This window comes from Sinorhizobium terangae, from assembly GCF_029714365.1.
Lineage (GTDB): Bacteria > Pseudomonadota > Alphaproteobacteria > Rhizobiales > Rhizobiaceae > Sinorhizobium > Sinorhizobium terangae.
Genome location: NZ_CP121659.1, coordinates 2554366 through 2581064 on the forward strand (window position 1 = coordinate 2554366; position 26699 = coordinate 2581064).

23 protein-coding genes are annotated in these 26699 nt (G+C 62.0%); 11 read left to right on the forward strand and 12 right to left on the reverse strand.

Annotated elements, in window-relative coordinates; all coding sequences use genetic code 11:
- Window positions 1-46: 46 nt before the first annotated feature.
- A complete protein-coding gene (mnmC2, locus tag QA637_RS12170) occupies window positions 47-766 on the forward strand; it encodes a tRNA (5-methylaminomethyl-2-thiouridine)(34)-methyltransferase MnmC2 (RefSeq protein WP_283061556.1) in 720 nt (239 codons plus the stop codon).
- 117 nt (window positions 767-883) lie between these two features.
- A complete protein-coding gene (locus tag QA637_RS12175) occupies window positions 884-2464 on the forward strand; it encodes a trimethylamine methyltransferase family protein (protein ID WP_283061558.1) in 1581 nt (526 codons plus the stop codon).
- Between the two features lie 39 nt (window positions 2465-2503).
- Here QA637_RS12175 and QA637_RS12180 read toward each other — a convergent pair whose 3' ends face one another.
- Together QA637_RS12180 and QA637_RS12185 are read right to left on the reverse strand one after the other, a co-directional pair.
- Window positions 2504-2953, reverse strand: coding sequence for a host attachment protein (locus QA637_RS12180; protein WP_180938655.1), 450 nt, complete (start codon window positions 2951-2953; stop codon window positions 2504-2506).
- A gap of 120 nt (window positions 2954-3073) precedes the next feature.
- On the reverse strand, window positions 3074-3748 hold the full coding sequence (locus tag QA637_RS12185) for a helix-turn-helix transcriptional regulator (protein WP_153439040.1): 675 nt from the start codon (window positions 3746-3748) through the stop codon (window positions 3074-3076).
- 82 nt (window positions 3749-3830) lie between these two features.
- Between QA637_RS12185 and QA637_RS12190 the strand changes: the two genes are divergently transcribed.
- The 3 genes from QA637_RS12190 to QA637_RS12200 all read left to right on the forward strand — a co-directional run bounded on the left by QA637_RS12190 (window position 3831) and on the right by QA637_RS12200 (window position 7068).
- Window positions 3831-4133, forward strand: a complete 303-nt coding sequence (locus QA637_RS12190) for a hypothetical protein (protein WP_283061563.1) — start codon at window positions 3831-3833, stop codon at window positions 4131-4133.
- 16 nt (window positions 4134-4149) lie between these two features.
- The gene (locus tag QA637_RS12195) at window positions 4150-5250 is read left to right on the forward strand and encodes a DNA alkylation repair protein (RefSeq protein ID WP_153439044.1); all 1101 of its coding nucleotides are present in this window, start codon (window positions 4150-4152) and stop codon (window positions 5248-5250) included.
- 303 nt (window positions 5251-5553) lie between these two features.
- A complete protein-coding gene (locus tag QA637_RS12200; RefSeq protein WP_153439046.1) occupies window positions 5554-7068 on the forward strand; it encodes a DEAD/DEAH box helicase in 1515 nt (504 codons plus the stop codon).
- A 230-nt stretch (window positions 7069-7298) separates the two neighbouring features.
- Here QA637_RS12200 and QA637_RS12205 read toward each other — a convergent pair whose 3' ends face one another.
- Window positions 7299-8222 (reverse strand): DMT family transporter, encoded by a 924-nt coding sequence (locus QA637_RS12205; RefSeq protein WP_153439048.1) that lies wholly within the window; start codon window positions 8220-8222, stop codon window positions 7299-7301.
- 129 nt (window positions 8223-8351) lie between these two features.
- Window positions 8352-8813: a GyrI-like domain-containing protein gene (locus QA637_RS12210; RefSeq protein WP_153439050.1), complete on the reverse strand. Its 462-nt coding sequence runs from the start codon at window positions 8811-8813 to the stop codon at window positions 8352-8354.
- 263 nt (window positions 8814-9076) lie between these two features.
- Between QA637_RS12210 and QA637_RS12215 the strand changes: the two genes are divergently transcribed.
- From QA637_RS12215 to QA637_RS12225, 3 genes are read left to right on the forward strand one after another with little or no spacing between them, the layout of a single operon-like run.
- Window positions 9077-10471: a circularly permuted type 2 ATP-grasp protein gene (locus QA637_RS12215; protein ID WP_283064953.1), complete on the forward strand. Its 1395-nt coding sequence runs from the start codon at window positions 9077-9079 to the stop codon at window positions 10469-10471.
- Window positions 10472-10475: 4 nt separating this feature from the next.
- The gene (locus tag QA637_RS12220; RefSeq protein ID WP_153439054.1) at window positions 10476-11417 is read left to right on the forward strand and encodes an alpha-E domain-containing protein; all 942 of its coding nucleotides are present in this window, start codon (window positions 10476-10478) and stop codon (window positions 11415-11417) included.
- Between the two features lie 16 nt (window positions 11418-11433).
- Entirely contained in the window at window positions 11434-12312 is an 879-nt protein-coding gene (locus QA637_RS12225; protein WP_283061566.1) for a transglutaminase family protein, read from the forward strand.
- 197 nt (window positions 12313-12509) lie between these two features.
- On the opposite strand, the gene araD is transcribed toward QA637_RS12225, so the two are convergent.
- The 6 genes from araD to chvE form a co-directional block, all read right to left on the reverse strand.
- Window positions 12510-14255 (reverse strand): L-arabinonate dehydratase, encoded by a 1746-nt coding sequence (gene araD, locus QA637_RS12230; RefSeq protein ID WP_153439057.1) that lies wholly within the window; start codon window positions 14253-14255, stop codon window positions 12510-12512.
- Window positions 14256-14301: 46 nt separating this feature from the next.
- A complete protein-coding gene (locus QA637_RS12235) occupies window positions 14302-15735 on the reverse strand; it encodes an aldehyde dehydrogenase family protein (RefSeq protein WP_153439059.1) in 1434 nt (477 codons plus the stop codon).
- A gap of 73 nt (window positions 15736-15808) precedes the next feature.
- Window positions 15809-16804, reverse strand: coding sequence for an AraD1 family protein (gene araD1, locus QA637_RS12240; protein ID WP_184108867.1), 996 nt, complete (start codon window positions 16802-16804; stop codon window positions 15809-15811).
- Window positions 16805-16956: 152 nt separating this feature from the next.
- Window positions 16957-18171 carry a multiple monosaccharide ABC transporter permease gene (gene mmsB, locus QA637_RS12245; protein WP_153439061.1) on the reverse strand — a complete coding sequence of 405 codons (1215 nt, stop codon included), beginning with the start codon at window positions 18169-18171 and terminating at the stop codon, window positions 16957-16959.
- Complete coding sequence (gene mmsA / locus QA637_RS12250; RefSeq protein ID WP_153439062.1) at window positions 18171-19706, reverse strand: multiple monosaccharide ABC transporter ATP-binding protein; 1536 nt, start codon at window positions 19704-19706, stop codon at window positions 18171-18173. The genes mmsB and mmsA overlap by 1 nt, the downstream gene beginning before the upstream one ends.
- 97 nt (window positions 19707-19803) lie before the next feature.
- Window positions 19804-20871, reverse strand: coding sequence for a multiple monosaccharide ABC transporter substrate-binding protein (chvE, locus tag QA637_RS12255; protein WP_153439064.1), 1068 nt, complete (start codon window positions 20869-20871; stop codon window positions 19804-19806).
- A gap of 303 nt (window positions 20872-21174) precedes the next feature.
- Between chvE and QA637_RS12260 the strand changes: the two genes are divergently transcribed.
- Window positions 21175-22125, forward strand: a complete 951-nt coding sequence (locus tag QA637_RS12260; RefSeq protein ID WP_153439167.1) for a LysR family transcriptional regulator — start codon at window positions 21175-21177, stop codon at window positions 22123-22125.
- 103 nt (window positions 22126-22228) lie between these two features.
- The gene (locus QA637_RS12265; protein WP_283061567.1) at window positions 22229-22684 is read left to right on the forward strand and encodes a hypothetical protein; all 456 of its coding nucleotides are present in this window, start codon (window positions 22229-22231) and stop codon (window positions 22682-22684) included.
- A 3-nt stretch (window positions 22685-22687) separates the two neighbouring features.
- On the opposite strand, the gene QA637_RS12270 is transcribed toward QA637_RS12265, so the two are convergent.
- Complete coding sequence (locus QA637_RS12270; protein WP_283061569.1) at window positions 22688-22918, reverse strand: hypothetical protein; 231 nt, start codon at window positions 22916-22918, stop codon at window positions 22688-22690.
- 342 nt (window positions 22919-23260) lie between these two features.
- Here QA637_RS12270 and iolG point away from each other — a divergent pair, with 342 nt between their 5' ends.
- Window positions 23261-24253 (forward strand): inositol 2-dehydrogenase, encoded by a 993-nt coding sequence (iolG, locus tag QA637_RS12275; protein WP_153439070.1) that lies wholly within the window; start codon window positions 23261-23263, stop codon window positions 24251-24253.
- Between the two features lie 71 nt (window positions 24254-24324).
- Here the strand turns inward: iolG and QA637_RS12280 are convergent, their stop codons facing one another.
- Window positions 24325-26673, reverse strand: coding sequence for a bifunctional diguanylate cyclase/phosphodiesterase (locus tag QA637_RS12280; protein ID WP_283061571.1), 2349 nt, complete (start codon window positions 26671-26673; stop codon window positions 24325-24327).
- Window positions 26674-26699: the final 26 nt, after the last annotated feature.

The window sequence follows — 26699 nt, forward strand, 5'->3', positions numbered from 1 at the left end:
CGTTTCACCCTTGTGCATCTTCAAAGGGTCGGAAGACGACCACGCCATGACAGCAACTGATTTCCACCAGAGCCATCCGCCATCGCGGCAAAGCCTTGAATGGCACGAGGGCGATATGCCCTACTCGAGGGAGTTTGGCGATCACTTTTATTGCCGCACGGACGGCCGGCTGGAATGCGGCCATGTCTTCCTCTCCGGCAACAGGCTGCCGCAACGCTGGCAGGCGGCGGAAAGCTTCGTCATAGGCGAGCTCGGTTTCGGCACCGGCCTCAATTTCTGCGAAACGTGGCGGCAATGGAAACAGACGCGAACGGCGATGGGCCGGCTGCACTTCATCTCCTTCGAGCGTTTCCCAATGCCGGCAGCCGACATCGGCCGGGCGCTTTCGCACTGGACGGAAATTTCCGAGGAAAAACGGGCGCATGTTGCGAGCTGGCCGGAAGCACCGGAAGGCAACGTCGATCTCGAATTCGCCGATGGAGTTCGGTTGACGGTGGTGTGCGGGCCTGCGCTTGAGAACCTCGCCACCTCGGTGCATACATTCGACGCCTGGTATCTCGATGGTTTTGCTCCTTCCCGCAACCCGGACATGTGGTCACGGGAACTGATGCGGCTGGTGTTCGACAAGGCGGCGTCCGGCGGCACCTTCGCGACCTATGCCGCCGCCGGCTTCGTCCGACGGAATCTCGAAGCGGCCGGCTTCATCGTCGAGCGGCTCCCAGGTTTCGCCGGCAAACGCGAGATGCTGCGCGGCGACAAGCCCTGATCTCGGCGCTTTTTCAACCTCCGCTACGCGGCACGAAGCGAACTGTCGCAAATGGCGGGGCATGGCGCGTCAAAATCTGCGACAGAGATCCAACGGAAAAGCGGGGGTGGATCTTTCATGACCGACAATCAATTCCGGGACGCTGCGGCAGGCGAAACCTCACCGCTGGAGCGACGCCGCCGACCCGGCGGCCGAGCCGCGGAACGGTCACGAAAGCCGGCGGCCACGAAATACCTCAACCTCGTCAACACGCTGGCCACGTCGACGGTCCTTTCGGAAGACGCGCTCGAAGCGATACATGACGCCTCCCTGACGATCCTCGAAGAAATCGGCATGGACATCATCCTACCGGAGGCGCGCGACCGCATGAAGGCGGCCGGCGCGGACGTAACGCCCGGCACGGATCGCGTCCGCTTCGACCGCGGTCTGATCATGGAGATGATCGCGTCGGCTCCCCCCAGTTTCACAATGCATGCGCGCAACCCAGCGCGAAACGTCGAGATCGGCGGCAACAATCTCGTTTTCGCGCAGATTGCCAGCGCGCCTTTCGTCGCCGACCGAGAGGGCGGCAGGCGCACCGGCAACCAGGAGGATTTCCGCAAACTGGTCAAGCTGGCGCAGTCTTACGACATCGTGCACACCACGGGCGGCTACCCGGTCGAACCGGTCGACCTCCATGCCTCAATCCGTCACCTGGATTGCCTCTCGGACATGGTGAAGCTGACCGACAAGGTGTTTCATGCCTATTCGCTCGGTCGCCAGCGCAACATCGACGGCATCGAAATCGCCCGTATCGGCCGCGGCATCCCGATGGAGCAGATGGAACGGGAGCCGTCGCTCTTCACGATCATCAACACCTCGTCGCCGCTTCGCCTCGACGGCCCGATGCTTCAGGGCATCATCGAAATGTCGTCGCGCAATCAGGTGGTCGTCGTCACGCCCTTCACGCTCGCCGGCGCCATGGCGCCGGTCACCATCGCCGGCGCTCTCGTACAGCAGAACGCCGAGGCGCTTTGCGGCATTGCCTTTACCCAGATGGTGCGCAAGGGCGCTCCGGTCATGTATGGCGGCTTCACCTCGAATGTCGACATGAAGACCGGCGCGCCGGCCTTCGGGACGCCGGAATACATGAAGGCCGTCATCGCCGGCGGCCAGCTTGCGCGCAAGTACAACCTTCCCTACCGCACATCCAACACCAACGCGGCAAACACGCTCGACGCGCAAGCCGCCTATGAGTCGGCACTTTCGCTGTGGGCGCTGACCCAGGGCGGCGGCAATTTCGTGATGCACGCGGCCGGCTGGACCGAGGGCGGCCTGACGGCCTCTTTCGAGAAGTTCATCCTCGATGTCGATATGCTGCAGATGGTGGCCGAATTCCTCAAGCCGCTCGACGTCAGCGGGGATGCGCTCGGTCTCGACGCCGTGCGCGACGTCGGTCCAGGCGGACACTATTTTGGTACGCTGCACACGCTTCAGCGCTACGAAACGGCTTTCTACTCGCCGATCCTTTCCGATTGGCGGAATTACGAGACTTGGACCGAGGCGGGCCGGCCGACCACCTATGATCATGCCAACCGCGTCTTCAAGCAGAAACTCAACGAATATGAGCGCCCGCCGCTCGATCCGGCGATAGAAGAAGAACTCGACGCTTTCGTCGCCAGGCGCAAACAAGAAGGCGGCGTGCCGACGGATTTCTGACGGAACGCCGAGAGCTTATCGCGTGGAAGCAAGTTTGCGCTACGGAAACACCACGGAGCGGACCGTTGCGATCAACTGGTCCGTGGGCGCCGCGACGCAGTTGCGATCGATCTCCGCAAGGGTCCTTTCCTTGACCTGGGGCGACAGCAGCTTTCTGAGGTCGCCCAGTGTCTTGGGCGCGGCGCAGATCACAAGGTTCTCGAAGGCGTGCTCAAGCGCATAGTGGTCGAGTTTCCCGGCAATCTCCATGGCGAAGCGGTGCTGCTCCTCGCGAACCGGATCGCTGCTGTATTCCATCGCCGAACGGCCATAGCCGACCGACGTATGGCTGCGGCCGGGTTTGTCGGCCATGATATCTTGAGCACGCTTGGTTTCGATTTCGTATGTCTCCACTTCCGGTTGCTGGCGTCCATCCTTCAGCAGGTTGACGTCCTTGAAGATGCGCGCCGTGTTTCCGTCGGCTGCCAGTATCCAAATCCGGTTCCGCACTATTTTCTCCCCTGTGTCGTGGATGGCAGATAGGTCGGTGAAGGTCATCAGGCAGAACGGCCGAAGCCGTTTCAGGTTCCCTTCTGCTGAAATCTTTCACACGCAGTGCGCGCGGCCGGACTACATTCGGGTAAGATAGGCGTCGAAGCTGCGTTCCGGCGTTGGTTCGTATTGCTCCCGCTCGGTCGTGAGCGAAGTGATCCTGTCAACCCGAAAATCACGGAAGTCCTGACGCAATTCACACCAAGCCGTGAGCAGCCATTTGTGCCCGAAAACGCTGAGGCCGAGCGGCCAAATTGTACGCTCGGACGTCAGTTCTGCAAGACTTTCATACGTCACGTGCAGCTTCCGCCTGGTCGCAATCGCCTGACGTATTTCGCCGAGCAGCGGAGGCGGATCGGGCTGCATTGCCGAGCGGAAGGCCCTCAACGGTGCCTCTCTCAATCTTTTTGCGTGATCCGGCGGCAGCCCTTGTCCGATCTTCTCTATCGCCTCGCGCGCAGCTTGCGCCAGCCGCCTATCCCCGAGCATCTGAACGGCGCGGGCGCCAAATGCGATTGCCTCCAGTTGCTCGAAGGTGAAGGTGAGCGGCGGCGCATCAAAGGCCTCCCGCAGCAGGTAACCCACGCCGCGTTCACCATCGATCGGCGCTCCCGATGCCATCAGGTGCTCCATGTCGCGATAGATCGTGCGTGGCGCGACTTCCATCCTTTCGGCAATCTCCCGCGCCGTCATTGCCTTCCCGGATGCGCGCATGAGTTGAATGATGCGAAACAACCGATCGGCGGGCCGCATGATTTCACCTCCCAAAGACTATGGCCATAAGGCTGGCAGTTGGGGTGTGGTTAAGTCAAGCTATATTGAAAAGGAGACTACGATGACGGCCCAACATGTACTCGAACTCGCAGTCTGCACCGTGCGGGACAAGAAGGCAGCACTCGTCGCTCGCAACCGCGCCATGCAGGCCGCCGTGTCCCGCTATCCCGGTTTCGTCTCATGGCGCGCCGTGACCGCCTGCGAAATGACCGATCTGCTCGCCGACCTGGTCGAGTGGGAAACGCTCGATGCCGCCGAAGCGGCCGGCGAGCGGGTGCTGAACGACCCGGAATTTACGCCGTATATGGCGGCGGTCACGCGAGTAAGACTAATGCAGCACTTCGTCACCGAACGGCAGATCTGAGTAAAGAAGACGGCCCATGGCAGAACCGCTCAAGAACCTGTTGCATCCCGGCGTCGTCCTTGAAATCGCCACGCATCTGGGCCGGAGTGCGGCCGCATTCGACCGCGAGCGCTTCATTGCGCTCGCAACACACGACCTGGATGCGCTCGAACTGATGCAGCGGTCACGACAGATCTGCGACGCCTTCTTTCAAACGCTGCCCGAAGATTTCCCCGCCGCCGCCGAGATACTGCAGCGCGCCCTGCCGAGAGACGACGTACCGGGGCTGAGCGGCTGGGCACTTCTTCCGGTGAACCAGTTCATTGAGGCACGCGGCCTTGACCATTTCGAACTCTCGCTCTCGCTTCTGCGCCGTCTTACACCGCATTTCACTGCGGAATTCGGCATCCGCGCTTTCATCCGTCGAGACCAGCAACGAGCGATCACCACGATTTCCAGTTGGACCGGCGACAGCAACCACCATGTCCGGCGGCTGGCGAGCGAAGGCACGCGCCCGCGCCTGCCTTGGGCCATGCGCCTGCCGGAACTCATCCGCGATCCGCGCCCGATCCTTCCGATAATCGCCGCGCTGATCGACGACCCGGAAGATTACGTGCGCCGCTCCGTCGCCAACAGCCTCAACGACATTGCCAAGGATCATCCCGACCTCGTGGCGGAATTCGTCGCGGCGCATGTCGACGGCGCATCGCCGGAACGCTTGCGGCTGCTCCGCCACGCTTGCCGCACGCTCCTGAAGCAGGGCCATGTGGAGGCACTCGCCAACTTCGGCTTCGGTACATTGTCAGGCATCGATGCCAGCCTGACGTTGGGCACGCCGCTTGTCCGCCTCGGCGAACATCTTCGCTTCGGCCTTGGAATACGGAACTCCGACACGGCCGTGCAAAAAGTCATGATCGACTTCGCCGTGCATCACCAGAAGGCGAACGGCACAATGTCGCCGAAAGTATTCAAGTGGACGACGATGACGCTCAAGCCAGGTGCAGCGCTCGAAATCGAAAAAAGCCACCCGATCCGCCCGATCACGACGCGACGCTACTATGCCGGCGCGCACAGGGTCGTCGTTCTGATCAACGGTCAACCGGTGGCTGGAGCCGATTTCGAGCTCGTGATCGACTGAATCGGCGCGCCGTTTCGCGCTTGCGAAAAGATAGACCTTGACTTTTCCGGCCAAAACAACGACATGGTCGCAGCGTCACCTTCCGGCCGCCGCGTGAGCGCGCCCTCGGCAACCACTTCTCAGCCGTGAAGAAGGAAAAGCGCGAACATTCGCCGCGATCGGCGGCAGCACAGGCGCCTAACTGACGATTTTTCTTTAACCCACAAGTTCCCAATTCACGCGGGGTTCTTGACGCCAGACGACACCGGAATTGCATCCTGCGGTTCCGGCGAGAGCGTTTGGCGCGCCCTAAAGGTATACGCATTGTCCACTTTTAAAGAGCTCGGTCTTTCCGAGCAGATTCTGGCGACACTCTCGGCCAATGGTTTCGAAAAGCCGACGCCGATCCAGGCGCAGGCCATTCCGCTGGTTTTGAAAGGCCATGATCTCATCGGCCTCGCACAGACGGGCACCGGCAAGACCGCTGCTTTCGGCTTGCCGATGATCGAGAAACTCGTTGCCGACGGTAAACGTCCCGATCCGCGCAACATCCGCGCTCTCGTCCTTGCACCGACCCGCGAACTGGTGAACCAGATCGCCGCCAACTTGAAGCTTTTCGTGAAGAAGAGCCCGCTCAAGATCGGCGTCGTCGTCGGTGGCGTCTCGATCAACAAGCAGACCGAACAGCTCGCCCGTGGCGTCGACATTCTGGTCGCGACCCCTGGCCGTCTCCTCGATCTCGTTGCCCGCAAGGCGGTGACGTTGACCCAGGCTCGCTATCTCGTCCTCGACGAGGCCGACCAGATGCTTGACCTCGGCTTCATCCACGACCTGCGCAAGATCTCGAAGCTGGTGCCGAAGAACCGCCAGACGCTGCTCTTCTCCGCGACCATGCCGAAGTTGATCGCCGAGCTTGCCGGCGAGTACCTGACTGATCCGGTCAAGGTCGCTGTCACGCCTCCGGGCAAGGCCGCCGACAAGGTGGAGCAGTATGTCCACTTCGTTCCCGGCAAGGACCTGAAGACCTCGATCCTCAAGCAGTCGCTCACCGACAACCCCGATGGCCTCTCGCTCATTTTCAGCCGCACCAAGCATGGCGCCGAGAAGCTGATGAAGCATCTGGACCACGTCGGCTTCAAGGCTGCTTCGATCCACGGCAACAAGAGTCAGGGCCAGCGCGAGCGTGCGCTGAAAGCCTTCCGCGACGGTGAAATCCGGGTGCTCGTTGCGACCGATGTCGCCGCCCGCGGCATCGACATTCCAGGCGTCACCCACGTCTACAACTACGATCTGCCGGAAGTACCGGATGCCTATGTCCACCGCATCGGCCGAACGGCCCGCAACGGCCGCGACGGCATCGCCATCGCCTTCTGCGCACCGGACGAAATCCGCCTTCTGCGCGACATCGAGAAGCTGATGGGCATCAACATTGCTGTCGCCAGCGGCGAGGCTCCGGCCGACCAGGCGCGTCCGTCCAAGGGACGCGGCGGGCGCGGCAATGGCCAGCATCGCGGCAACGGCGGTGGGCACCGGCAGGAAGGGCGTCCGCATCGCGAACGTCCGGCACGCGAACCGGCAGCAACGCCGTCAGGCTTTGCCGGCGACGACCTGCTGCGCGACGAACGGCGTCCACAGAAGCACGACCGCCGCGATCAGCGCCAGCCGGCTCACGGCCATCATGACGGCCGGTCGGAAGGCAACCGCAATCACGAGGGCCGCAAGCACCACGGCCGCCCGGCTTCGAAACACGAGGGCCGACGCCACGGCGACGGCCCGTCCGGCGACCGCCGCGAAGGCCAGGGCGCACGTCGCGCCGACAATCGCGGCCGCCGCGGCTGAGTGCAATCTCATTGCTGGGAAACGAAACGGCGGGCCGAGTGCCCGCCGTTTTGGTCTAAGTTGGAGCATTGCGCCAGCTGCAGCATTCTCCTCCGGCCTGCCGGCCATCTCCGCCACAAGGGGGGAGATGCCGCGGTAGGGCAGAGGTGGTGTCAACATGCCCACTTAGAGCCAGAAGCGATTTTGATCAGCGTCCGAACTCCGCCCGCAAATGCTGATCGCCGTCCGGCTCAGCTCGCCACAGCCTTACTGGCCCGGTCGCCGGAGGGCGCAGGGTCAGCGGCCTTTCGGTTGGTAAGATAGACGCCGGCCACCGCGATGATCGTGCCGACGATCATCGGTAGCGTCAGGGCTTCGCCGAAGAAGAGCGCCGCCTGGACGGCCGCAAGCGGCGGCACCAGATAGATCAGCGAGGCAGCGCGCGAGACCTGTCCGCGGCGGATGAGATAGAGCAGCAGCGCGATCGCGCCCATGGACAGGCCAAGCACCGACCAGGCTAGCGCGCCGACAAGCTGCAGGTTCCAGGTGACGTGCAGGTCCTCAAGCGCGAACGCGAGGGGAACCGTAACAATCAGCGCGCCCGCATATTGCAGCGTCGCGATCGCACGGATGTCTCCATTCTGGAGGTGCCGTTTCTGGTAGAGCGTGCCGTAGGTGACGGCCGCCATGCCAAGGACATTGACGACGACGGGCAGGAGGTGGATCGGCATCGCGGCGGTATCGATCGCCACCATCTTCGGCAGCACCGCGAGCGCGATGCCGAGAAAGCCGAGCACGAGGCCGATCTGCTGCAGCCGGCTCAGGTTTTCATTGATCAAGAAGGGTGCGACGGCCGCGGTCATCAGCGGCTGCAGTCCGGCGATGATGCCGGAAATCGCTGCCGGCACCCCCTGCCCGATCGCCCACCACACGGCGCCGAGATAGAGCCCGTGGAGGAACATCCCCGACACAATAGCGTGACTGATGGTGGTCCAGGAGCGCGGCCAGCGAGCGCCCGTCACGACGCAGAAGCCGATGAAGAGCAGGATCGCGAAGGCATAACGCAGCACGAGAAAAGTCAGCGGATCGGCGAAAAAGGCCGCATACTTGGCGACCACCCAGCCGGTGGACCAGAGCAGGACGAAGATGGCCGGAGCCAAACGGGCAAGCGTCATCGGTTTTTCCGTGGCTGGGCACGACCGCGGCGGATTAGTCGAGTGCCTAAGGTCGCAAGCTGGTACGAGCACTTCCGCCGATAAAGCGCATACTGCCTTCGGTCAAAGTAATTTTTCTGATGCTCACCATCAGCGAATCGGAACCATAAGCCTGAGCGACGAGGCCGCGGGCGAAACAAACCCGGCCTCGTATTCCTCGCGATAGTGGAAATGGGTCGTATCGATGATGTGCCCCTCAGCGGCGATCCAGTCGAACATCTTGCTGTAATCCGCGAAGACATCCGAGCTCTCGGGACGATGGATCGTCGTTGCCAGGCGCATGGCCGGCAACTCGACTTGCTGCGGCTGGGTGAAGGTCCCGTCGTCTTCGCCCGCATAGCCGACGAGATAACGGAAGCCGTCAGACCGATCGTTCCAGGAGAGACCTATTAGCGCCGAATGATCATCAGGATAAGCACGCCGGCGATGTTCCTGCGTCTCCGCGATCAGGCGGCGAACGGCGCCGTCGGCCGCTTCGATGAAGGTACCCTCCCAGAGGTGACCCGTGATCGTTTGGGCCGGGCGTTCCACGATTTCGAACGCTATCACCATCTCGCTTCCTCCCGTTGCCTCCTGCCGAATGCTCAAATTTCAAGCATCTGCCGATTTCCTGCCGCACATGGAAAAGCGCCCGGGAGCCTGCCGCCCGCTGCGGCGGATTTCGGCCGCCCGCAATCACGGCGGCCGCGTCCCGAAAGACATTTAAGGCAGCTCGAAAATTCTTGATCAGCGAATGTGCACGCTTCTTGCATTGCATCAACCATTGTACTCAAATGGTCAAAAATAAGGGGACCACGCCTTTGGCATTTGACGAAATGATGAATGCGGACAGCAGTCCGCGCCAGCCATATTCGACCTACAATGAATGGTATGCCAGCCAGGACAGAAATCGCCTCATAGCGAAATCAAAAGAAGCTGAAAACATCTTCCGCAAGACGGGCATTACCTTCGCGGTCTACGGACACGCAGACTCCTCCGAAAAGCTCATCCCCTTCGACCTCATTCCCCGCATCATTTCCGGCCGAGAGTGGCGCAAGCTGGCGCAAGGCATCGAACAGCGGGTCATCGCCCTCAACGCCTTTCTCGACGACATCTACCACAAGCAGGAAATCGTCCGCGCCGGGCGTATTCCGCGCGAACTGATCGAGAAAAACGACGCCTTCCTGCCGCAAATGATCGGCTTAAGGCCGCCGGGCGGCGTCTACACGCATATCGTCGGCACCGACATCGTGCGCACCGGCGAAGACCAGTTCTACGTGCTCGAGGACAACGCCCGCACGCCATCCGGTGTCAGCTACATGCTGGAAAACCGGGAAACCATGATGCAGATGTTCCCGGAGCTTTTTCACCAGAACCGCGTGCGTCCGGTCGAGAACTATCCCTACCTGCTTCGCCAGAGCCTCGCCTCGCTGGCTCCGCCCGGCTGCAGCGGCAAGCCCCGTATCGCCGTGCTAACCCCCGGCATCTACAACTCGGCCTTCTACGAGCACGCCTTCCTCGCCGACATGATGGGCGTCGAGCTGGTGGAGGGCTCGGATCTCCGCGTCATCGACGGCAAGGTGAAGATGCGCACGACGCGCGGCTATGAGGCGATCGACGTGCTCTACCGCCGCGTCGACGACGATTTCCTCGATCCCCTCACCTTCCGCGCCGATTCCGCCCTCGGCATTCCCGGCATCATGGACGTCTACCGGGCCGGCAACATCACCATCGCCAACGCGCCCGGCACCGGCATTTCCGACGACAAGGCGATCTATTCCTATATGCCGGAGATCGTGGAGTTCTACACCGGGCGCAAGCCGTTGCTCGAGAACGTCCCGACCTGGCGCTGCTCGGAACCGCAAAGCCTCAAATACGTGCTCGAACACATCGAGGAGCTAGTGATCAAGGAGGTCCACGGTTCCGGCGGCTACGGCATGCTCGTCGGCCCGACGGCAACCAGGAAGGAGCGGGCCATTTTTGCCGAAAAGCTGAAGGCTCGCCCCGGCAACTACATCGCTCAGCCGACTTTGTCGCTCTCCACTGTTCCGATCCTCGTCAACAAGGGCATCGCTCCTCGCCATGTCGACCTGCGTCCCTACGTCCTCGTCTCCGACAAGGTGCAGATCATTCCCGGCGGCCTGACGCGCGTCGCACTGAAGGCGGGCTCCCTGGTGGTCAATTCAAGCCAGGGCGGCGGCACCAAGGACACCTGGGTACTGGAGGACTGACGCGATGCTGGGAAGAACTGCGAACGGCCTCTACTGGATGTTCCGCTATATCGAGCGCGCCGAGAACAGCGCCCGCCTGATCGATGCCGGCCTGCGCATGTCGTTGACCCGCAGCGAAGCGACCGAGGACGACTGGGACGGTGTGCTGCAGAGCGCCGGTGTGCGCGAACTCTATGACGAGGTGCACGACACGCTGACGAGCAGCGATGCCATCGACTTCCTGCTTCGCGATCGCGCCAATCCCTCGAGCGTCATGTCCTGCATCGAGGCGGGCCGCCACAATGCCCGCATGGTTCGCACGGCGCTGACGCGCGAGACCTGGGAAGCGACCAACGAATGCTGGATCGAGATGAAGGCGATGCTGGCGAAGAAGGCACGGCCCGCCGACCTGCCCGAGATCATCGACACGATCAAGCGCCGCGCCGGTCTCATCCGCGGCGCTTTCCATGGCACGATGCTGAGGAACGAGATCTTCAACTTTTCGCGCATTGGAACCTTCATCGAGCGGGCGGACAATACGGCGCGCATTCTCGACGTGAAATATTACGTGCTGCTGCCGGCCGTCGCCGCAGTCGGCTCGTCGATGGACAACGTGCAATGGGAATCGATCCTGCGCTCCGTCTCAGCCCATCGCGCCTATGGCTGGGTCTACGACGCCGAGCTCAAGCCGGCGAACATTGCCGACTTCCTGATCTCCAACGGGCGCATGCCGCGATCGCTCGCCTATTGCTACGAAAAGATCGTCAGCAATCTCGGTTATCTCGCGCGTGAATACGGCGAGACACATGCGGCGCACGAGACGGCCGAGCAGACGCTTGCGGCGCTCCGCAGCCGCTCGATGAACGACATCATGGATCAGGGGTTGCACGAATATCTCGAGGAGTTCATCAGCGACAATAACCGTCTGGGCCAGGAAATCTCCGACGGCTATCGGTTCTATCACTGAGCTTCAGGAGAAAAACATGCACCTGAAAATCAGCCACACGACCGAATATCACTACGATGAACCGGTGCAATATGCGCTTCAACGGCTGCGACTGACGCCGACGACCCAGGTGGGTCAAACGGTCCTGAACTGGGAGACGCGCGTGGAAGGTGCGGCTGTCGAAGTCGCCTACGACGACCACTTCGGCAATCGCACGCATCTCGTCAGCGTCGAGGGAGACCGCAAGGCCATTCGGATCGTGGCGAGCGGCGAGGTGCACACGGAAGATCGCGCCGGCGTTTTCGGCCCGCACCACTCCTTCGTGCCGCTATGGCTCTATGCGCGCGAGACGCCGCTCAGCAAAGCCGGGAAGCTGATCCGTGATCTTGCGAAATCCGCCGAAGGAGAGACCGATCTCGAGCGCGTGCATTCGCTGATGGCCATCATCCACGAAACGGTCGAATACAAGCCCGGCGACACGCAGACTGAGACCACAGCAGAAGAAGCACTGGAGCGCGGCAAGGGCGTCTGTCAGGATCACGCTCATATCCTGATTTCCGCAGCCCGCACGCTCGGCCTCCCCGCCCGCTATCTTTCCGGCTATCTCATGATGGAAGGCCATCCGGAACAGACGGCGAGTCACGCCTGGGCCGAGGTTCATATCGCGGGCCTCGGCTGGGTCGGCTTCGACGCCGCCAACAAGATCTGCCCGGACGATCGCTATGTCCGCATCGCGTCCGGGCTCTGCTATAGGGATGCCGCTCCGATCTCCGGACTGGTGCATGGCGCGGCGAGCGAGACGCTGAAAGTGGCCGTGACGGTCGAGAAGCAAGGACAGACGCAAAGCCAGAGACAAGGCGAACAGAGCCAGAGCCAGAGCCAGAGCCAAAGTCAGAGCCAGAGCCAAAGTCAGTAATCGCCGTCCCAACTGCCCCTCATCCGGCCTGCCGGCCACCTTCTCCCCGCAAGCGGGAAGGAGACTCGTGGCGGCCGCTCAAGTCCCCTCTCCCCGCGAGCGGGGAGAGGGTTAGGGTGAGGGGCAAATTGGCGAAGAAGCGCTGAGCGAGGGCCAATGCGACCGCCCTCGCCGGCTTATTCAGACGCCAGCCCTGGTCAATGGCTGTCGCGGTCCATCGGGATGCGGTCCCCACGCGCCCCAACGAGGAAGTCGAGGTCGGCGCCGGTGTCGGCTTGCATCACGGTCTTGATATAGAGCCCGCCATAGCCGCCGGTGAGCGGCCTGACCGGCGACACCCAAGCTTCGCGACGGCGGGCAAGTTCCTCATCGGACACGTGGAGATGCAGCGTGCGGTTGGGGATATCGACTGCTATGAGATCGCCATTCTCGACGAGTGCGAGCGGCCCGCCCTCGGCGGCTTCGGGCGCGGTATGCAGGATAACTGTACCGTAAGCCGTGCCGGACATGCGCGCATCGGAGATGCGAATCATGTCGGTGATGCCCTTCTTCAAGACCTTCGGCGGCAGGCCCATGTTGCCGACCTCGGCCATGCCGGGATAGCCCTTCGGGCCGCAATATTTCAGCACCATGATGCAGTTCTCGTCGATGTCGAGATCTTCACGGTTGATGCGGGCGTGATAGTCCTCGATGCTTTCGAAGACGACCGCGCGGCCCTTGTGCTGCATCAGATGGGGCGAAGCGGCTGACGGCTTCAGCACGGCGCCTCTCGGGGCAAGATTGCCGCGCAGCACGGCGATGCCGCCGGACTTCGTCAGCGCCTTTTCGCGCGGCAGGATCACGTCTTCGTTATAATTGACGACGCCCTTGACGTCGTTCCAGATCGTGTCGCCGCTGACCGTGATGGCGTCGTTATGAAGGAGCCCCATCTCGGCGACGGCCTTGATGACAACCGGCAGGCCGCCGGCGTAGTAGAACTCCTCCATTAGGTACTTGCCCGACGGCTGCAAGTTGACGATCGTCGGCACGTCGCGGCCGAGCCGATCCCAGTCATCGAGCGAGAGATCGACCCCGACACGACCGGCAAGTGCGAGCAGGTGCAGCACCGCATTGGTGGAGCCGCCGACCGCGCCATTGACACGGATGGCGTTTTCGAAGGCCTCTTTGGTAAGGATGTCGGAAGGCCTCAGGTCTTCCTTGACCATCTCCACGATGCGGCGGCCGGTAAGCTGCGAAATGACCCGGCGGCGCGCGTCAACGGCGGGGATGGCGGCATTGCCGGAGAGCGTCATGCCGAGCGCTTCGGCCATCGATGCCATGGTCGAGGCCGTGCCCATGGTCATACAGCTTCCGGCAGAACGGGCCATGCCCTGCTCGGCGTCCATGAACTCTTCCAGCGTCATCTCGCCGGACTTGACCATTTCGGAAAACTGCCAGACGGCGGTGCCGGAGCCGACGTCCTTGCCGCGCCATTTGCCGTTGAGCATCGGTCCGCCAGAAACGACGATCGCCGGAATATCGACGCTCGCCGCTCCCATCAGAAGGCTGGGCGTTGTCTTGTCACAGCCGCCGAGCAGCACGACGCCATCGACCGGGTTGCCGCGGATCGCCTCTTCGACATCCATGGCCGCAAGGTTGCGGAACATCATCGCCGTCGGTCGAAGCGTGCTTTCGCCGGTCGAGAAGACCGGGAACTCCACCGGGAAGCCGCCCGCCTCGTAAACGCCCCGCTTCACGCGCTCCGCGAGGTCACGTAGATGCGCATTGCAGGGCGTGAGCTCCGACCAGGTGTTACAGATGCCGATGATCGGCCGGCCGTCGAAGGTATCGGCGGGCAGTCCCTGGTTCTTCATCCAGGAGCGATGCATGATGGCATTCTTGCCCGTACCGCCGAACCATTCCTGTGAACGGAGTTTGCGCGGCCACTCAGCTTTCTTCTTCATCGTTTCCTCTTCAGCCCCGCATGTCAGCGGGCAATACCATGCTGCCTCACGCCAGCGTGTAGGCGGTCTTGACGGTTGTGTAGAATTCGGCGGCGTATTTGCCCTGCTCGCGCGAGCCATAGGAGGAGCCCTTGCGGCCGCCGAACGGAACGTGGAAATCGACGCCGGCCGTCGGCAGGTTGACCATCACCATGCCGGCTTCGGCATTGCGCTTGAAATGCGTCGCATGCTTCAAGCTCGTGGTGGCGATGCCGGAGGACAGCCCGAACGGCGTGTCGTTGGCAACCGCCAGCGCCTCGTCGTAGTCCTTCACCCGGATCACCGCCGCGACCGGACCGAAGATCTCCTCGCGGGAAATCCGCATCGCGTTGGTCGCCTCGGTGAACAGCGCCGGCTGCAGGTAGAAGCCGGGCGTGTCGCGCGCAATGAGCTCGCCGCCGAAGGCGAGCTTGGCGCCTTCCTGCTTTCCGATGGCGATATAGTCGGTGTCCTGGTTCAACTGGCCCTGATCGACAACCGGACCGATATGGGTGCCGGCCTTCAGCGCATCATCGACGACAAGACCGTTCATCCGCTCGGCCATCGCTGCGACGAACCTGTCGTGGATGCCTTCGGTGACGATGATGCGCGACGAGGCGGTGCAGCGCTGGCCTGTCGAGAAGAAGGCGGAATTGACCGCCGCCTCGACGGCGACCGAAAGATCGGCATCATCGAGCACGACGAACGGGTTCTTGCCGCCCATCTCGAGCTGGAATTTGCGATTGTGCTCGACCGAGGCAGCGGCCACGCGTTTGCCGGTGCCGACGGAACCGGTAAAGGTGATCGCCTGAAGGTCGGGGCTGTCGAGCATCGCCTGGCCGACGACCGAGCCCTTGCCCATGACGAGGTTCAGCACCCCTTTCGGCAGGCCGGCACGGTGAAGAATGTCGACGATCGCCCAGGAGCAGCCGGGCACCAGTTCGGCCGGCTTGAAGACGACGGTGTTGCCGTAGCAAAGTGCCGGGGCGATCTTCCAGGCCGGAATGGCGATCGGAAAATTCCACGGGGTGATGATGCCGACGACGCCGACCGGCTCGCGGGTGATCTCGATGCCGATTCCCGGCCGGACCGACGGGATGACCTCGCCGGCCAGCCTCAAGGCCTCACCGGCGAAGAATTCGAAGATCTGGCCGGCACGCACGGTCTCGCCGATGCCCTCGGCCAGCGTCTTGCCCTCCTCGCGCGACAACAGCCGCCCGAGTTCGTCCTTGCGCGCGATGATCTCGTCGGCGGTCTTCTTCAGGATCGCGTGGCGCTCGAGCAGCCCGGAGCGCGACCAGGCCGGAAAGGCCGCCTTTGCCGCCGCGATCGCGGCCTTCGCATCGTCGGCGCTGGCGCGGGCATAGTCGCCGATGACATCGTTGGTGTTCGACGGATTGATGTTGGCAACGCCGTCGGTGCCGACCCATTCGCCGGCAATCAGGTTCTGATGAAGTGTCATGGGCTTTGGGCCTCCTTGTCTTCTTGACGCAGCCGGCCGCCCGTCGCGGCCTGCGGCTGCCATGTCAGGTATATCAGAGTTGGCGTATGGCGATCTCTTCCTCCGCGGCAATGGCCAGCGGATTGCGTAGCGGCAGGCCGAATTCCCCGGCCTCGATCTCGAATACGTCCCCCTCCTCCGTGCGGATGCCATCCCCGAAGGAAAGCGTCGCCGTGCCGAACATGTGCACATGCACGTCGCCCGGCACACGGAAGAGACCGTACTTGAAATGGTGATATTCGAGATTGGCGAAGCTGTGCGACATGTTCGCTTCGCCGGAAAGGAACGGCTTTTCCCACAGCACTGTGCCGCCGCGCAGGATGCGAGACGTGCCGCGAATGTCGTCAGGCGCCGCGCCGATGCGGATTTCCGGCCCGAAGCTCGCCTGGCGCAGCTTCGAATGGGCGAGCCAGAGATAATTGACCCGCTCGGTCTTGTGGTCGGAGAACTCGTTGGCGACGGCAAAGCCCAGGCGATAGGGCACACCCTTGTCGGAGATCACGTAGATACCGGCCATTTCCGGTTCCTCACCGCCATCTTCCGCAAAGGCCGGGGAAACGAGGGCTTGGCCGGGCGCGACCGCAGACGTTCCGTTGCCCTTGTAGAACCATTCCGGCTGGACGCCCTTTTCGCCCGGCTTCGGCTTGCCGCCTTCGAGCCCCATGCGGAACATCTTCATCGAATCGGTCAGCGTCTCTTCCGCTGCCTCGGCCGTCTTCTTGTGCATGGCGTCGCGGGTTGCCGCCGAGCCGAGATGAGTGAGACCGGTTCCAGTCAGATGCAGGTGCGCCGTATCAGGATGAGTGATCGGCGGCAGCATCCGCCCTTCCGCATAGGCCTTCTTGAGATCGATCGTATCGCCCAGACCGCGGCTGTCGATCACCTCCTTGAGGCTCTTGTCGCCATTGGCCGCTTCCATCGCCAGCGCATAGACGCTTTCCGCCCCCTTGACGACGCGAGCCACCTCGCCCGCAGACCGAACGGCGACGGCGATCGATCCATCTTCTTTCCTGACCTGAGAAATCAGCACGTTCCTGTCCTTCCTCTCGACCTGGGCTTCACCGCCCGCCCCTTTCGTGACGCAGGCAATGCGCCGCCCTCGGGTGATTTGCACCACCCAATCCAGCGGCCCGAGCCGCCCGTTTCTGTTTCTGGTTCAATGAAGGCTGATCGGGGAACCGGTCAGCCTTTGCCTTTGTTCTTGTTGTAGACGTCGAAGAATACGGCTGCGAGCAGCACAAGACCCTTGATCAGCTGCTGGTAGTCGATGCCAATGCCCATGATCGACATGCCGTTGTTCATGACGCCCATGATGAAGGCGCCGATGACGGCACCGGTGATCTTGCCGACGCCGCCCGAAGCAGAGGCGCCGCCGATGAAGCAGGCGGCGATCACGTCGAGTTCGAAGCCGACGCCGGCCTTCGGGGTGGCCGAGTTCAACCGCGCCGTGATGATCATGCCGGCGAGAGCGGCAAGCACGCCCATGTTCACGAACGCGTAGAAGGTCAGCCGCTCGGTGTTGATGCCGGAGAGCTTTGCAGCCTTTTCGTTGCCGCCCATCGCATAGATCCGCCGGCCGATCGTCGAGCGCGTCGTAAGGAACGTATAGGCGGCAATCAGCACGCCCATGACGATGAGAACGTTCGGCAGACCGCGATAGGTCGAGAGCTGGAAGCCGATGAACAGCGCGACGAAACCGATAACCGCCATCTGAATCGCGAAGAAGATGAAGGGCTCGTTCTCCGTGCCGTGCTGCTCGTTGATGCGGCGATTGCGCAGCCCCGCGTAGACGGCGTAGCCGACAAGCGCCAGCACAGCTACCAGCGCCACCATGTTCTTGATGACGTCGGGGTTGGGGCTGAGGAAATAGAGGAAATCCGGAACGAAGCCCGTCGACAGGATCTGGAACTCCTTCGGGAACGGCCCGATCGGCCGCCCGCCGAGGACCACGTAGGTCATTCCGCGGAACACCAGCATGCCGGCGAGCGTGACGATGAAGGACGGAATCTTCTGGTAGGCCACCCAATAGCCCTGCGCCGCCCCCATGATGCCGCCGACGACGAGACAGGCGGGAATGACCACGAACGCAGGCAGGCCCCATTTGACCAGCATGATCGCCGATATCGCGCCGATGAAGGCCACGATCGAGCCGACCGAAAGGTCGATATGCCCGGCGACGATGATCAGCAGCATGCCCAGCGCCATGATGACGATGAACGAGTTCTGCAGCACCAGGTTCGTGATGTTGACGGGCCTGAAGAGAACGCCATCGGTCACGAACTGGAAGAACAGCATGATGATGACGAGCGCGACCAGCAGGCCGTATTCGCGGATGTTGTTCCTGAGATAGTCACCGATCGACGGTTTGGTGGTTTGGGTGCTCGTATCGGCGACCATTAGTGTTTCTCCCCTGAACGCATGATGGCGCGCATGATAGATTCCTGGCTGGCTTCTTCCTTGGAAAGCTCTGCCACAATGCGCCCTTCGTTCATGACATAGATGCGGTCGCAGGTTCCGAGGAGTTCCGGCATCTCCGAAGAGATCATCAGGATGCCTTTGCCCTCGGCCGCGAGTTGGTTGATGATGGTGTAGATCTCATACTTCGCGCCGATATCGATGCCGCGTGTCGGCTCGTCGAGTATGAGAACGTCGGGATTGGTGAACAGCCACTTGGACAGCACGACCTTCTGCTGGTTGCCGCCCGAAAGGTTCACCGTCTCCTGATAGATCGAATGCGAGCGGATACGAAGCTTCGTGCGATAGTCCGCAGCGACCTTTCTCTCCTTGCGCTCATCGATGACGCCGTTCGACGCGACCGCATGCAGGTTGGCAAGGGTCGTGTTGTCCTTGATGTTGTTGATGAGCACGAGCCCGAGCTGCTTGCGGTCTTCCGTGACATAGGCGAGACCCGCCTTGATCGCCCGCGGGATCGTGCTGACGTCCACCGGCTTGCCGCGCATGGTCACGTCGCCGGTGATCTTGTGCCCCCACGATTTGCCGAAGATGCTCATCACCGTTTCGGTGCGGCCCGCACCCATCAGCCCCGCAATACCGACGACTTCGCCAGCGCGAACATTGAAGCTGACATCGTGCAGGAACTGGCGGTCACGGTGATGCTGATGGAAGACGTTCCAGTTCTTCACCTCGAGCAGCGTCTCGCCGATGTTCGGCTCGCGGGGCGGGTAGCGGTCTTCCATCGCCCGGCCGACCATGCCCTTGATGATCCGATCCTCGCTGATGTCTTCCTTGTGACAGTCGAGTGTTTCCACCGTGCCGCCGTCGCGCAGGATGGTGATCTGGTCGGCGACCTTTTTGATCTCGTTCAGCTTGTGCGAGATGATGATCGAGGTCATGCCCTGCTTGCGAAACTCCATGAGCAGCTTCAGAAGCGCGTCGGAATCGGTCTCGTTCAGCGAGGCGGTCGGTTCGTCGAGGATCAGCAGCCGGACCTTCTTGGAAAGCGCCTTGGCGATTTCCACCAGTTGCTGTTTGCCGACGCCGATATCGGTGATGAGCGTCGCGGGCGGCTCCTTCAAGCCTACCTTGTTCAAGAGCTCCTGCGTGCGGGCAAAAGTCTGCGGCCAGTGGATCACACCTTTGCTAGCGATCTCGTTGCCGAGAAAGATGTTTTCGGCGATCGACAGCAATGGAACCAGCGCCAGTTCCTGGTGAATGATGATAATGCCGAGATGCTCGCTGTCCGAGATCGTGCTGAAGCGCCGCACCTCGCCGTCATAGTAGATCTCACCCTCGTAGGTTCCCGCGGGATAGACGCCGCTCAGCACCTTCATCAAGGTCGACTTGCCGGCACCATTTTCGCCGACGAGAGCGTGGATTTCCCCTTCGCGGACCTTGAAGCTGACATTGTCAAGCGCCTTGACGCCCGGAAACGTCTTGGTGATGCCCCGCATTTCGAGAATGATATTGTCCATGTTCAGCATTCCAGCTGCAGCCCGCGAGAGACTACAGACTCCCTTACCCAGAGAAAAGGGTCCGCAACGGGATCGCGGACCCTCCGTTTCGACGCGATCAGTTGTTGATCTGGTCTTCCGTGTAGTAGCCCGAGCCGACAAGGATTTCCTTGGCATTGGACTTGTCGACCGCAACCGGCTTCAGCAGGTAGGACGGAACAACCTTGACACCGTTTTCATAGGTCTTGGTGTCGTTCACTTCCGGCTCCTTGCCGTCCATGATCGCGTTGACCATGTTAACCGTGACCTTGGCGAGTTCGCGGGTGTCCTTGAAGACGGTCGAAAACTGTTCGTCGGCGAGGATCGACTTGACCGACGGCAGTTCGGCGTCCTGACCGGTGACCACCGGCATCGGCATATCGCCGGAGCCGTAACCGACGCCCTTCAGAGCGGAGATGATGCCGATCGAGAGACCATCATAGGGCGAGAGCACGCCGTCAACCTTGGCGTCGGTGTAGGTGGACGAAAGCAGGTTTTCCATGCGGGACTGGGCGACGGCGCCGTCCCAACGCAGCGTGCCGACCTGATCCATGCCCGTCTGGCCGGACTTCACGACGATCTTGCCGCTGTCGATCAAGGGCTGCAGGACCGACATCGCGCCGTCATAGAAGAAGAAGGCGTTGTTGTCGTCCGGCGAACCGCCGAAAAGTTCGATGTTCTTCGGCTCGGTCGCGCCGTCGAGCTTCAGGCCGTTAACGAGCGAGGTCGCCTGCAGGACGCCGACCTGGAAGTTGTCGAAGGTGGCGTAGTAGTCGACGTTGCCGGAGTCGCGGATGAGGCGGTCATAGGCAATGACCTTGACGCCGGCGTCATGCGCCTTCTGCAGGATGTCGGACAGTGTGGTGCCGTCGATGGCGCCGATCACGAGAACCTTCGCGCCCTTGGTCACCATGTTCTCGATCTGCGCGAGCTGGTTCGGAATGTCGTCGTCGGCGAACTGCAGGTCCGGCGTGTAGCCGGCTTCCTTGAACAGCTTCTCCATGGTCTCGCCGTCGGAAATCCAGCGGGTCGACGTCTTCGTCGGCATGGAGATGCCGACGGTGCCCTTGTCCTGTGCGAAGACCGGTGCAGCAAACGACGCGACGGAAATCGCCGCGGCTGCGAGAAGCGAAGTAATCAATTTCATCAGATCTCTCCCTGAGTGTTGAAGCCGGCAGGCCCCGTCATATGCGCAGCGATCCACCGGCGCGGAGAGTTGGTCCCCGGCGGTGGTTCAAGGTGAAGGAAAGCCCTCCCGGCCCCACATACTCCCGCATGCACTGGCGCATCGACAGGGAAACTGGAATCAATAAACATAACTGTCAAATACAATATCGCTTTGCATGCATATCAAAATTGATATACCACAGCAAAAGAGTGTGATTATTGAAAATTTTCAGAAAACGGGGCCAATGCCGTGACAGTGGACAGCAGGGCGAATGCCGGAGCGATGGCGGACGAACTTCTCGATAGCGCCCTCCTTCGATCGGGCCTGAAGATCAATCATCTGAGGCTCATCCTGGCGATTGAGGACTATCGTCGCATCAGCACCGCCGCCGATTCGCTCGGCATCTCGCAGCCGGCAGCGTCGCGAATGCTCGCCGAGATCGAAGCGATCATGAAGGCGCCGATCTGCGAACGGGTGGCGCGCGGCGTCGAACTGACCCGCTATGGCGAGGCGCTCGCACGACGCGCGCGAACGATCTTTCTCGAACTGCGCGAGGCCGCGCGCGAGATCAATGAATTGAAAACCGGTAGCGGCGGCTCGGTCTCGCTCGGCTCCGTCACGGGCCCCGCCCTTAACCTCGCCGTGCCCGCCATCCGCCAGGTCTCGACGGCCTATCCCGGCATCGAGATAAATGTGCAGATCGACAACAGCAACGTGCTGACGCGCGAGCTCCTGGCGGCGCGCCACGACTTCGTCGTCGGCCGCATCCCGGACGATCTCAATCCGCGCCTCTTCAACATGGTCGAGATCGGTTTCGAGGAGGCCTGCCTGATCGTTCGCGAAGGCCATCCCCTGCTCGAAAAGCCAATTGCAAACGCCGACGACCTGCCGGGTTACGAGTGGGTGTTCCAGCCGCCGGGAACGCTGCTGCGCCGTGCGGTCGAGGACAGCTTCGTCTCCGCCGGCGTCCGGCTGCCGGCAACCGTCATCAACACGTCCTCGATCATTCTGACGCTGTCGATCGTTCGAAACACCAACGCGATTGCACCGGTCGCCCTCGACGTTGCGAATTTCGTCGCCGGCAACGGGACGCCCGCCGGCGATATTCGCGTGCTGCCAACGCAAATCCCGATACGCATCAAGCCCTACGGCCTGATCACCGCCGAAGGCCGTGCCCTGCCGCCAAGCGCAAAGCTGCTCTACGACCTGATCCTGAAGCAGAGCAGAGCGTGATAAGGCCCGCATAACCCTCACAGGGCAGGATGGCTGAAGAAGCTCGCCGTCGGTCGTTCGCAAAGCGACATCCCCGACAAATGCTGTTTGGAGAAGACACGTCATGTTCGGCATGTCGGTGTTTCAGTCAGTGCTCGAACGATTGAAGGCAGAGCAGCAGGACGCGGCGTGCGACGAGGACGCCGGCGAGCAGGCATTCCGGCATGGCATGGCCGGGTTCTCGCACGGCTTCATCGTCGACACGTCGCCGGCTATAACGGCGCTCGACGCGGTTCAACGTGCTTATCATGAGCTTGCACCGGCCGAGAGCATGCAGCAACCGGTGATGCCCGATCATCTGAAACGCACGAGTCTTGCCGAGGTTGCGGCCGAGCTTGCACTGGACGAGCAGGAAACCGCGATTTCGCTTGCTGCCAAACGACGGCGGTTCGCCGCGGCTAACCACCCGGACAGGTTACCGGCCGACTTCAGGGCCAACGCCACCGTTCGGATGAAACTTGCCAATATGCTCATCGATGAAGCGTCGCGAAGGCTGCCCCGCGACAACGGGTCGGCATGACCTTCACTTCGGCGCGTCACCCGCGTCGGTCTTGTCACCGGCCGATTGCTTCGGCTTGAAAAAGATCAGCAGAGCACAGCCCGCATAGGCGGTTACGGCCAGAAAGATCATGCCCCACGTCGTCTGCCCGGTGCTGAATTCCACCGCCGTCCAGGCAGCGCAGACGGCGACGATCAACAGGCGGATCCACAGGGGCTGGTAAAAAGGGTGATCCGGATCGATGAACTTGAACATCCTGTCTCTCGGCCAGCGTGCAAACTTGTTTCCTTGTAGGGGCAAATTGGGCGCGCCTGCAAGTGTACGGCCACAAACCCGGCTTGACGACGCGAGCGCAAATGGAATAAAAATTCCGAAATTGATGAGTTTGGCCTTTTCATTCCGGCGCGAAATTGTCGCAAACGGGAGACAGAATCGGAGTGGAGGCAAGGGAGAGACACGCCGCGCCGCGGCGCGCGGGGATATCAGCGTTACATTCCTTATGAATGCGCGGGCAATGCGGTCCGCGACGCCTTTGCGCGATGAGCGTCAATCATCGCGCCCCTTTCCGGTTGCGACCGGATTTCGAGAGAGACGAACATGACAGTGAGATTTGGTCTTCTGGGCGCCGGGCGCATAGGCAAGGTTCACGCGAAAGCCGTCAGCGGCAATCCCGACGCCGTCCTCGTCGCGGTCGCCGACGCTTTCCCGGCCGCGGCGGACGCCATCGCCAATGCCTATGGCTGCGAAGTGCGCACGATCGAGGCAATCGAAAGCGCTGCCGACATTGACGCCGTCGTCATCTGCACGCCGACCGACACGCACGCCGACTTGATCGAGCGCTTTGCCCGCGCTGGCAAGGCGATCTTCTGCGAAAAGCCGATCGATCTCGATGTCGAGCGCGTGAAGGCCTGCCTTAATGTCGTATCGGACACCAAGGCAAAACTGATGGTCGGCTTCAATCGCCGCTTCGATCCGCATTTCATGGCCGTGCGCAAGGCGATCGATGACGGCCGCATCGGCGATGTCGAGATGGTGACGATCACCTCACGCGATCCGGGTGCGCCGCCGGTCGATTATATCAAGCGCTCCGGCGGTATCTTCCGCGACATGACGATCCACGATTTCGACATGGCGCGCTTCCTGCTCGGGGAAGAGCCGGTCACCGTGACCGCGACCGCTGCCGTGCTCGTGGACAAGGCGATCGGCGAGGCCGGAGACTATGACAGCGTCTCGGTCATCCTGCAGACGGCCTCCGGCAGACAGGCGATCATCTCGAATTCGCGCCGTGCCACCTATGGCTACGATCAGCGCATCGAGGTTCACGGATCGAAGGGCGTCGTCTCGGCGGAAAACCAGCGCCCGGTATCGATCGAAATCGCCACCGGCGAAGGCTACACCCGCCCGCCGCTGCACGACTTCTTCATGACGCGCTATACCGAGGCCTACGCAAACGAGATCGAAAGCTTCATCGCTGCCATCGAAAAAGGCGCGGAAATCACGCCCTCCGGCAAGGACGGCCTCGCGGCACTGGCACTGGCGGACGCGGCCGTGAAATCGGTTGCCGAGAAGCGCCAGGTGAGCATCGCCTGACGCTGCATTTTCAGCAAAACAGCCAAGGCCGGGTTTTGAGCCCGGCCTTGATCTTTTTCATTCGGTGAACATCACGCCTCGGCCCTTGGCCGGTCCTGCACCGGCTGGTTGGCACTCGGTGCGCGCCCCGGACGACCGGAGAGGAAGCCCTGTATCTGCCGGCAGCCCTCTTCGACGATGATCTGCTTCTGCCGCTCCGTTTCGACACCTTCGGTCACCACCGGCAGGTTGAGGCTTTGGCCAAGCGCGATGATCGCGCGGATGATGGCATGCGCCGCAGGGTCCTTGTCGAGAGCCGCCGTGAAGCTGCAATCGATCTTCAGTTTGTCGAACGGGAAGGTCTGGAGGTTGCTGAGCGAGGAATGGCCCGTCCCGAAGTCGTCCATGACGATGCGCACGCCGAGCAGCCGCAGCCGGACGAGCGTCGTCAACACGTCATCTCTATTGTGCATCAGCACTGCTTCGGTGATCTCCAGTTCCAGCCGGCGCGGCTCGAGACCGGTGCGCCTCAGAATCGCTTCAATCTGGTCAAAGAGGTTGGGAAGCAGAAACTGCACCGGCGAGATATTGACCGAAATCGCCAACGGCTCGTTCCAGCGGGCCGCTTCAAGGCAGGCCTGCTCAAGCACCCACTCGCCGATCTGGATGATCGAGCCGCTTTCCTCGGCGATCGGAATAAAGATACTGGGACTGACAAGACCGCGATCGGGATGTTGCCAGCGCAACAGCGCCTCGTAGCCGACGATCCTGTCGTCACGAACGTCGACGAGCGGTTGGTATTCGAGGAAGAGCTGGCGCCTGACGACCGCGTGCCGAAGGTCGTTTTCCATTTGCCGGCGCGTGCGCACCGCTGCATCCATCTCGGCGTCGAAGAAGCAGGCAATGCCCTTGCCGGTCTGCTTCGCGCGGTAAAGCGCCGTATCGGCATTGTTGCAAAGCCGGTCCGCCGTCATTCCGTCGGCCGGATAGATCGCCACACCGATGCTGACGCCAACAGCCATCGGGTCACGGCTGGTATCCATTTCCTCTGCAATGGATCTCAGAATGCGCTCCGACAATTGCCGCGCTGCCTCGGGCTGCCCGGCGGACGGCTGGATGATCGCGAATTCGTCGCCGCCGAGCCGCGCGATCGTATCGCCATCCCCGCATGCCGCGCGCAGGATGTCCGCCACCTTGCGCAGGATGCGGTCGCCTTCCCCGTGGCCGAAAATATCATTGACGGCCTTGAAGCGGTCGAGGTCGAGACAGAGGACAGCCAGCAGTTCGTTCCTCGCGCTCGCTACGGCGATCGACTGCGCCAACCGCCGATCGAACGAACTGCGGTTCGAAAGGTCGGTCAGCGCATCATGATGCGCAAGGTGCTCGATCGTGCGTTCCGCCTCCTTGCGCTGGCTGAGATCGCGCACGAAAATCACGTCGCACTCCCGACCCCGGTATTCGATCGTGCGACACGTGTATTCGACGGGAATTCGCCTCCCGTCCGCGTGAAGCAGTTCGAGTTCGCATGAGCCGCCGAACGCCCGACGATCCCCCGGCCGTTCCCGATCCTGCGCGAACAGCTCCGTCAGGTTTTTCTTTGCCAGTTCGGCTGCGGTCCGGCCGCAAAGGCTCATGAAACGCTCGTTGATATCGACGATTTCATCACCGCGGACGATCATCATGCCTTCGAGCGACGCGTTGACGAGCCCGCGAAGATCGGTGAGGTGCCGGTCGAGGAAGAGCGCGCCGAAAGCCACGAGGATGAGTGTCGTCGATGCAGCGATCACGCCGCCCGCAAGCCAGGCAGGATCGAATGTGGTAGCGGCGGCAACGCTCGGGTCCGGCACAAGGCCGACACCGCTCATCGACTTGAAGTGCATCGCGCAAATCGCAAGCACCAATAGGACCGTGGACGCGACCAGCCCGCGAACGCCCTGCAGCTTTCGGAACAGATGAAGCGCGACGCCTGCGATCAGCATGCCGAGGATGACGGCGGTCACGGTGGATCGAAAGTCGAACGTAACCTGGCCTTGCGCTTCGACCGCGCGCATGCCGGTGAAATGCATTGCTGCGATGCCGAGGCCGAGCAGAATGCCGCCGACGGCGAAGGCGTAGCGGAAGGTTCCGGCGAGCGCCACGGTGAATGCAATCCAGGACGCCGCGATCGCCACCAGCACCGAGAGGGTCGTGCCTCGGACCTCATATGCGATCGGCATGCCGCCGTCGTAGGCGAGCATCGCGATGAAGTGTGTCGACCAGATGCCGACGCCGGACGCAAAGGCGCAGGCGACGGTCCAAAGGCGGCGCTCAGTGCCGAGGCTGCGCTGCGCGCGCATCAGGAGCAGCATCGTGGCGACGCTGCCGGCAAGACAAACGATCGCCGCAATGGCGATCAGTCGCCAGTCATGATCATTGCGTATGCATGCAATCACTGAAAACATCGCTGCCCCCTGCGTCAGGGACAGCT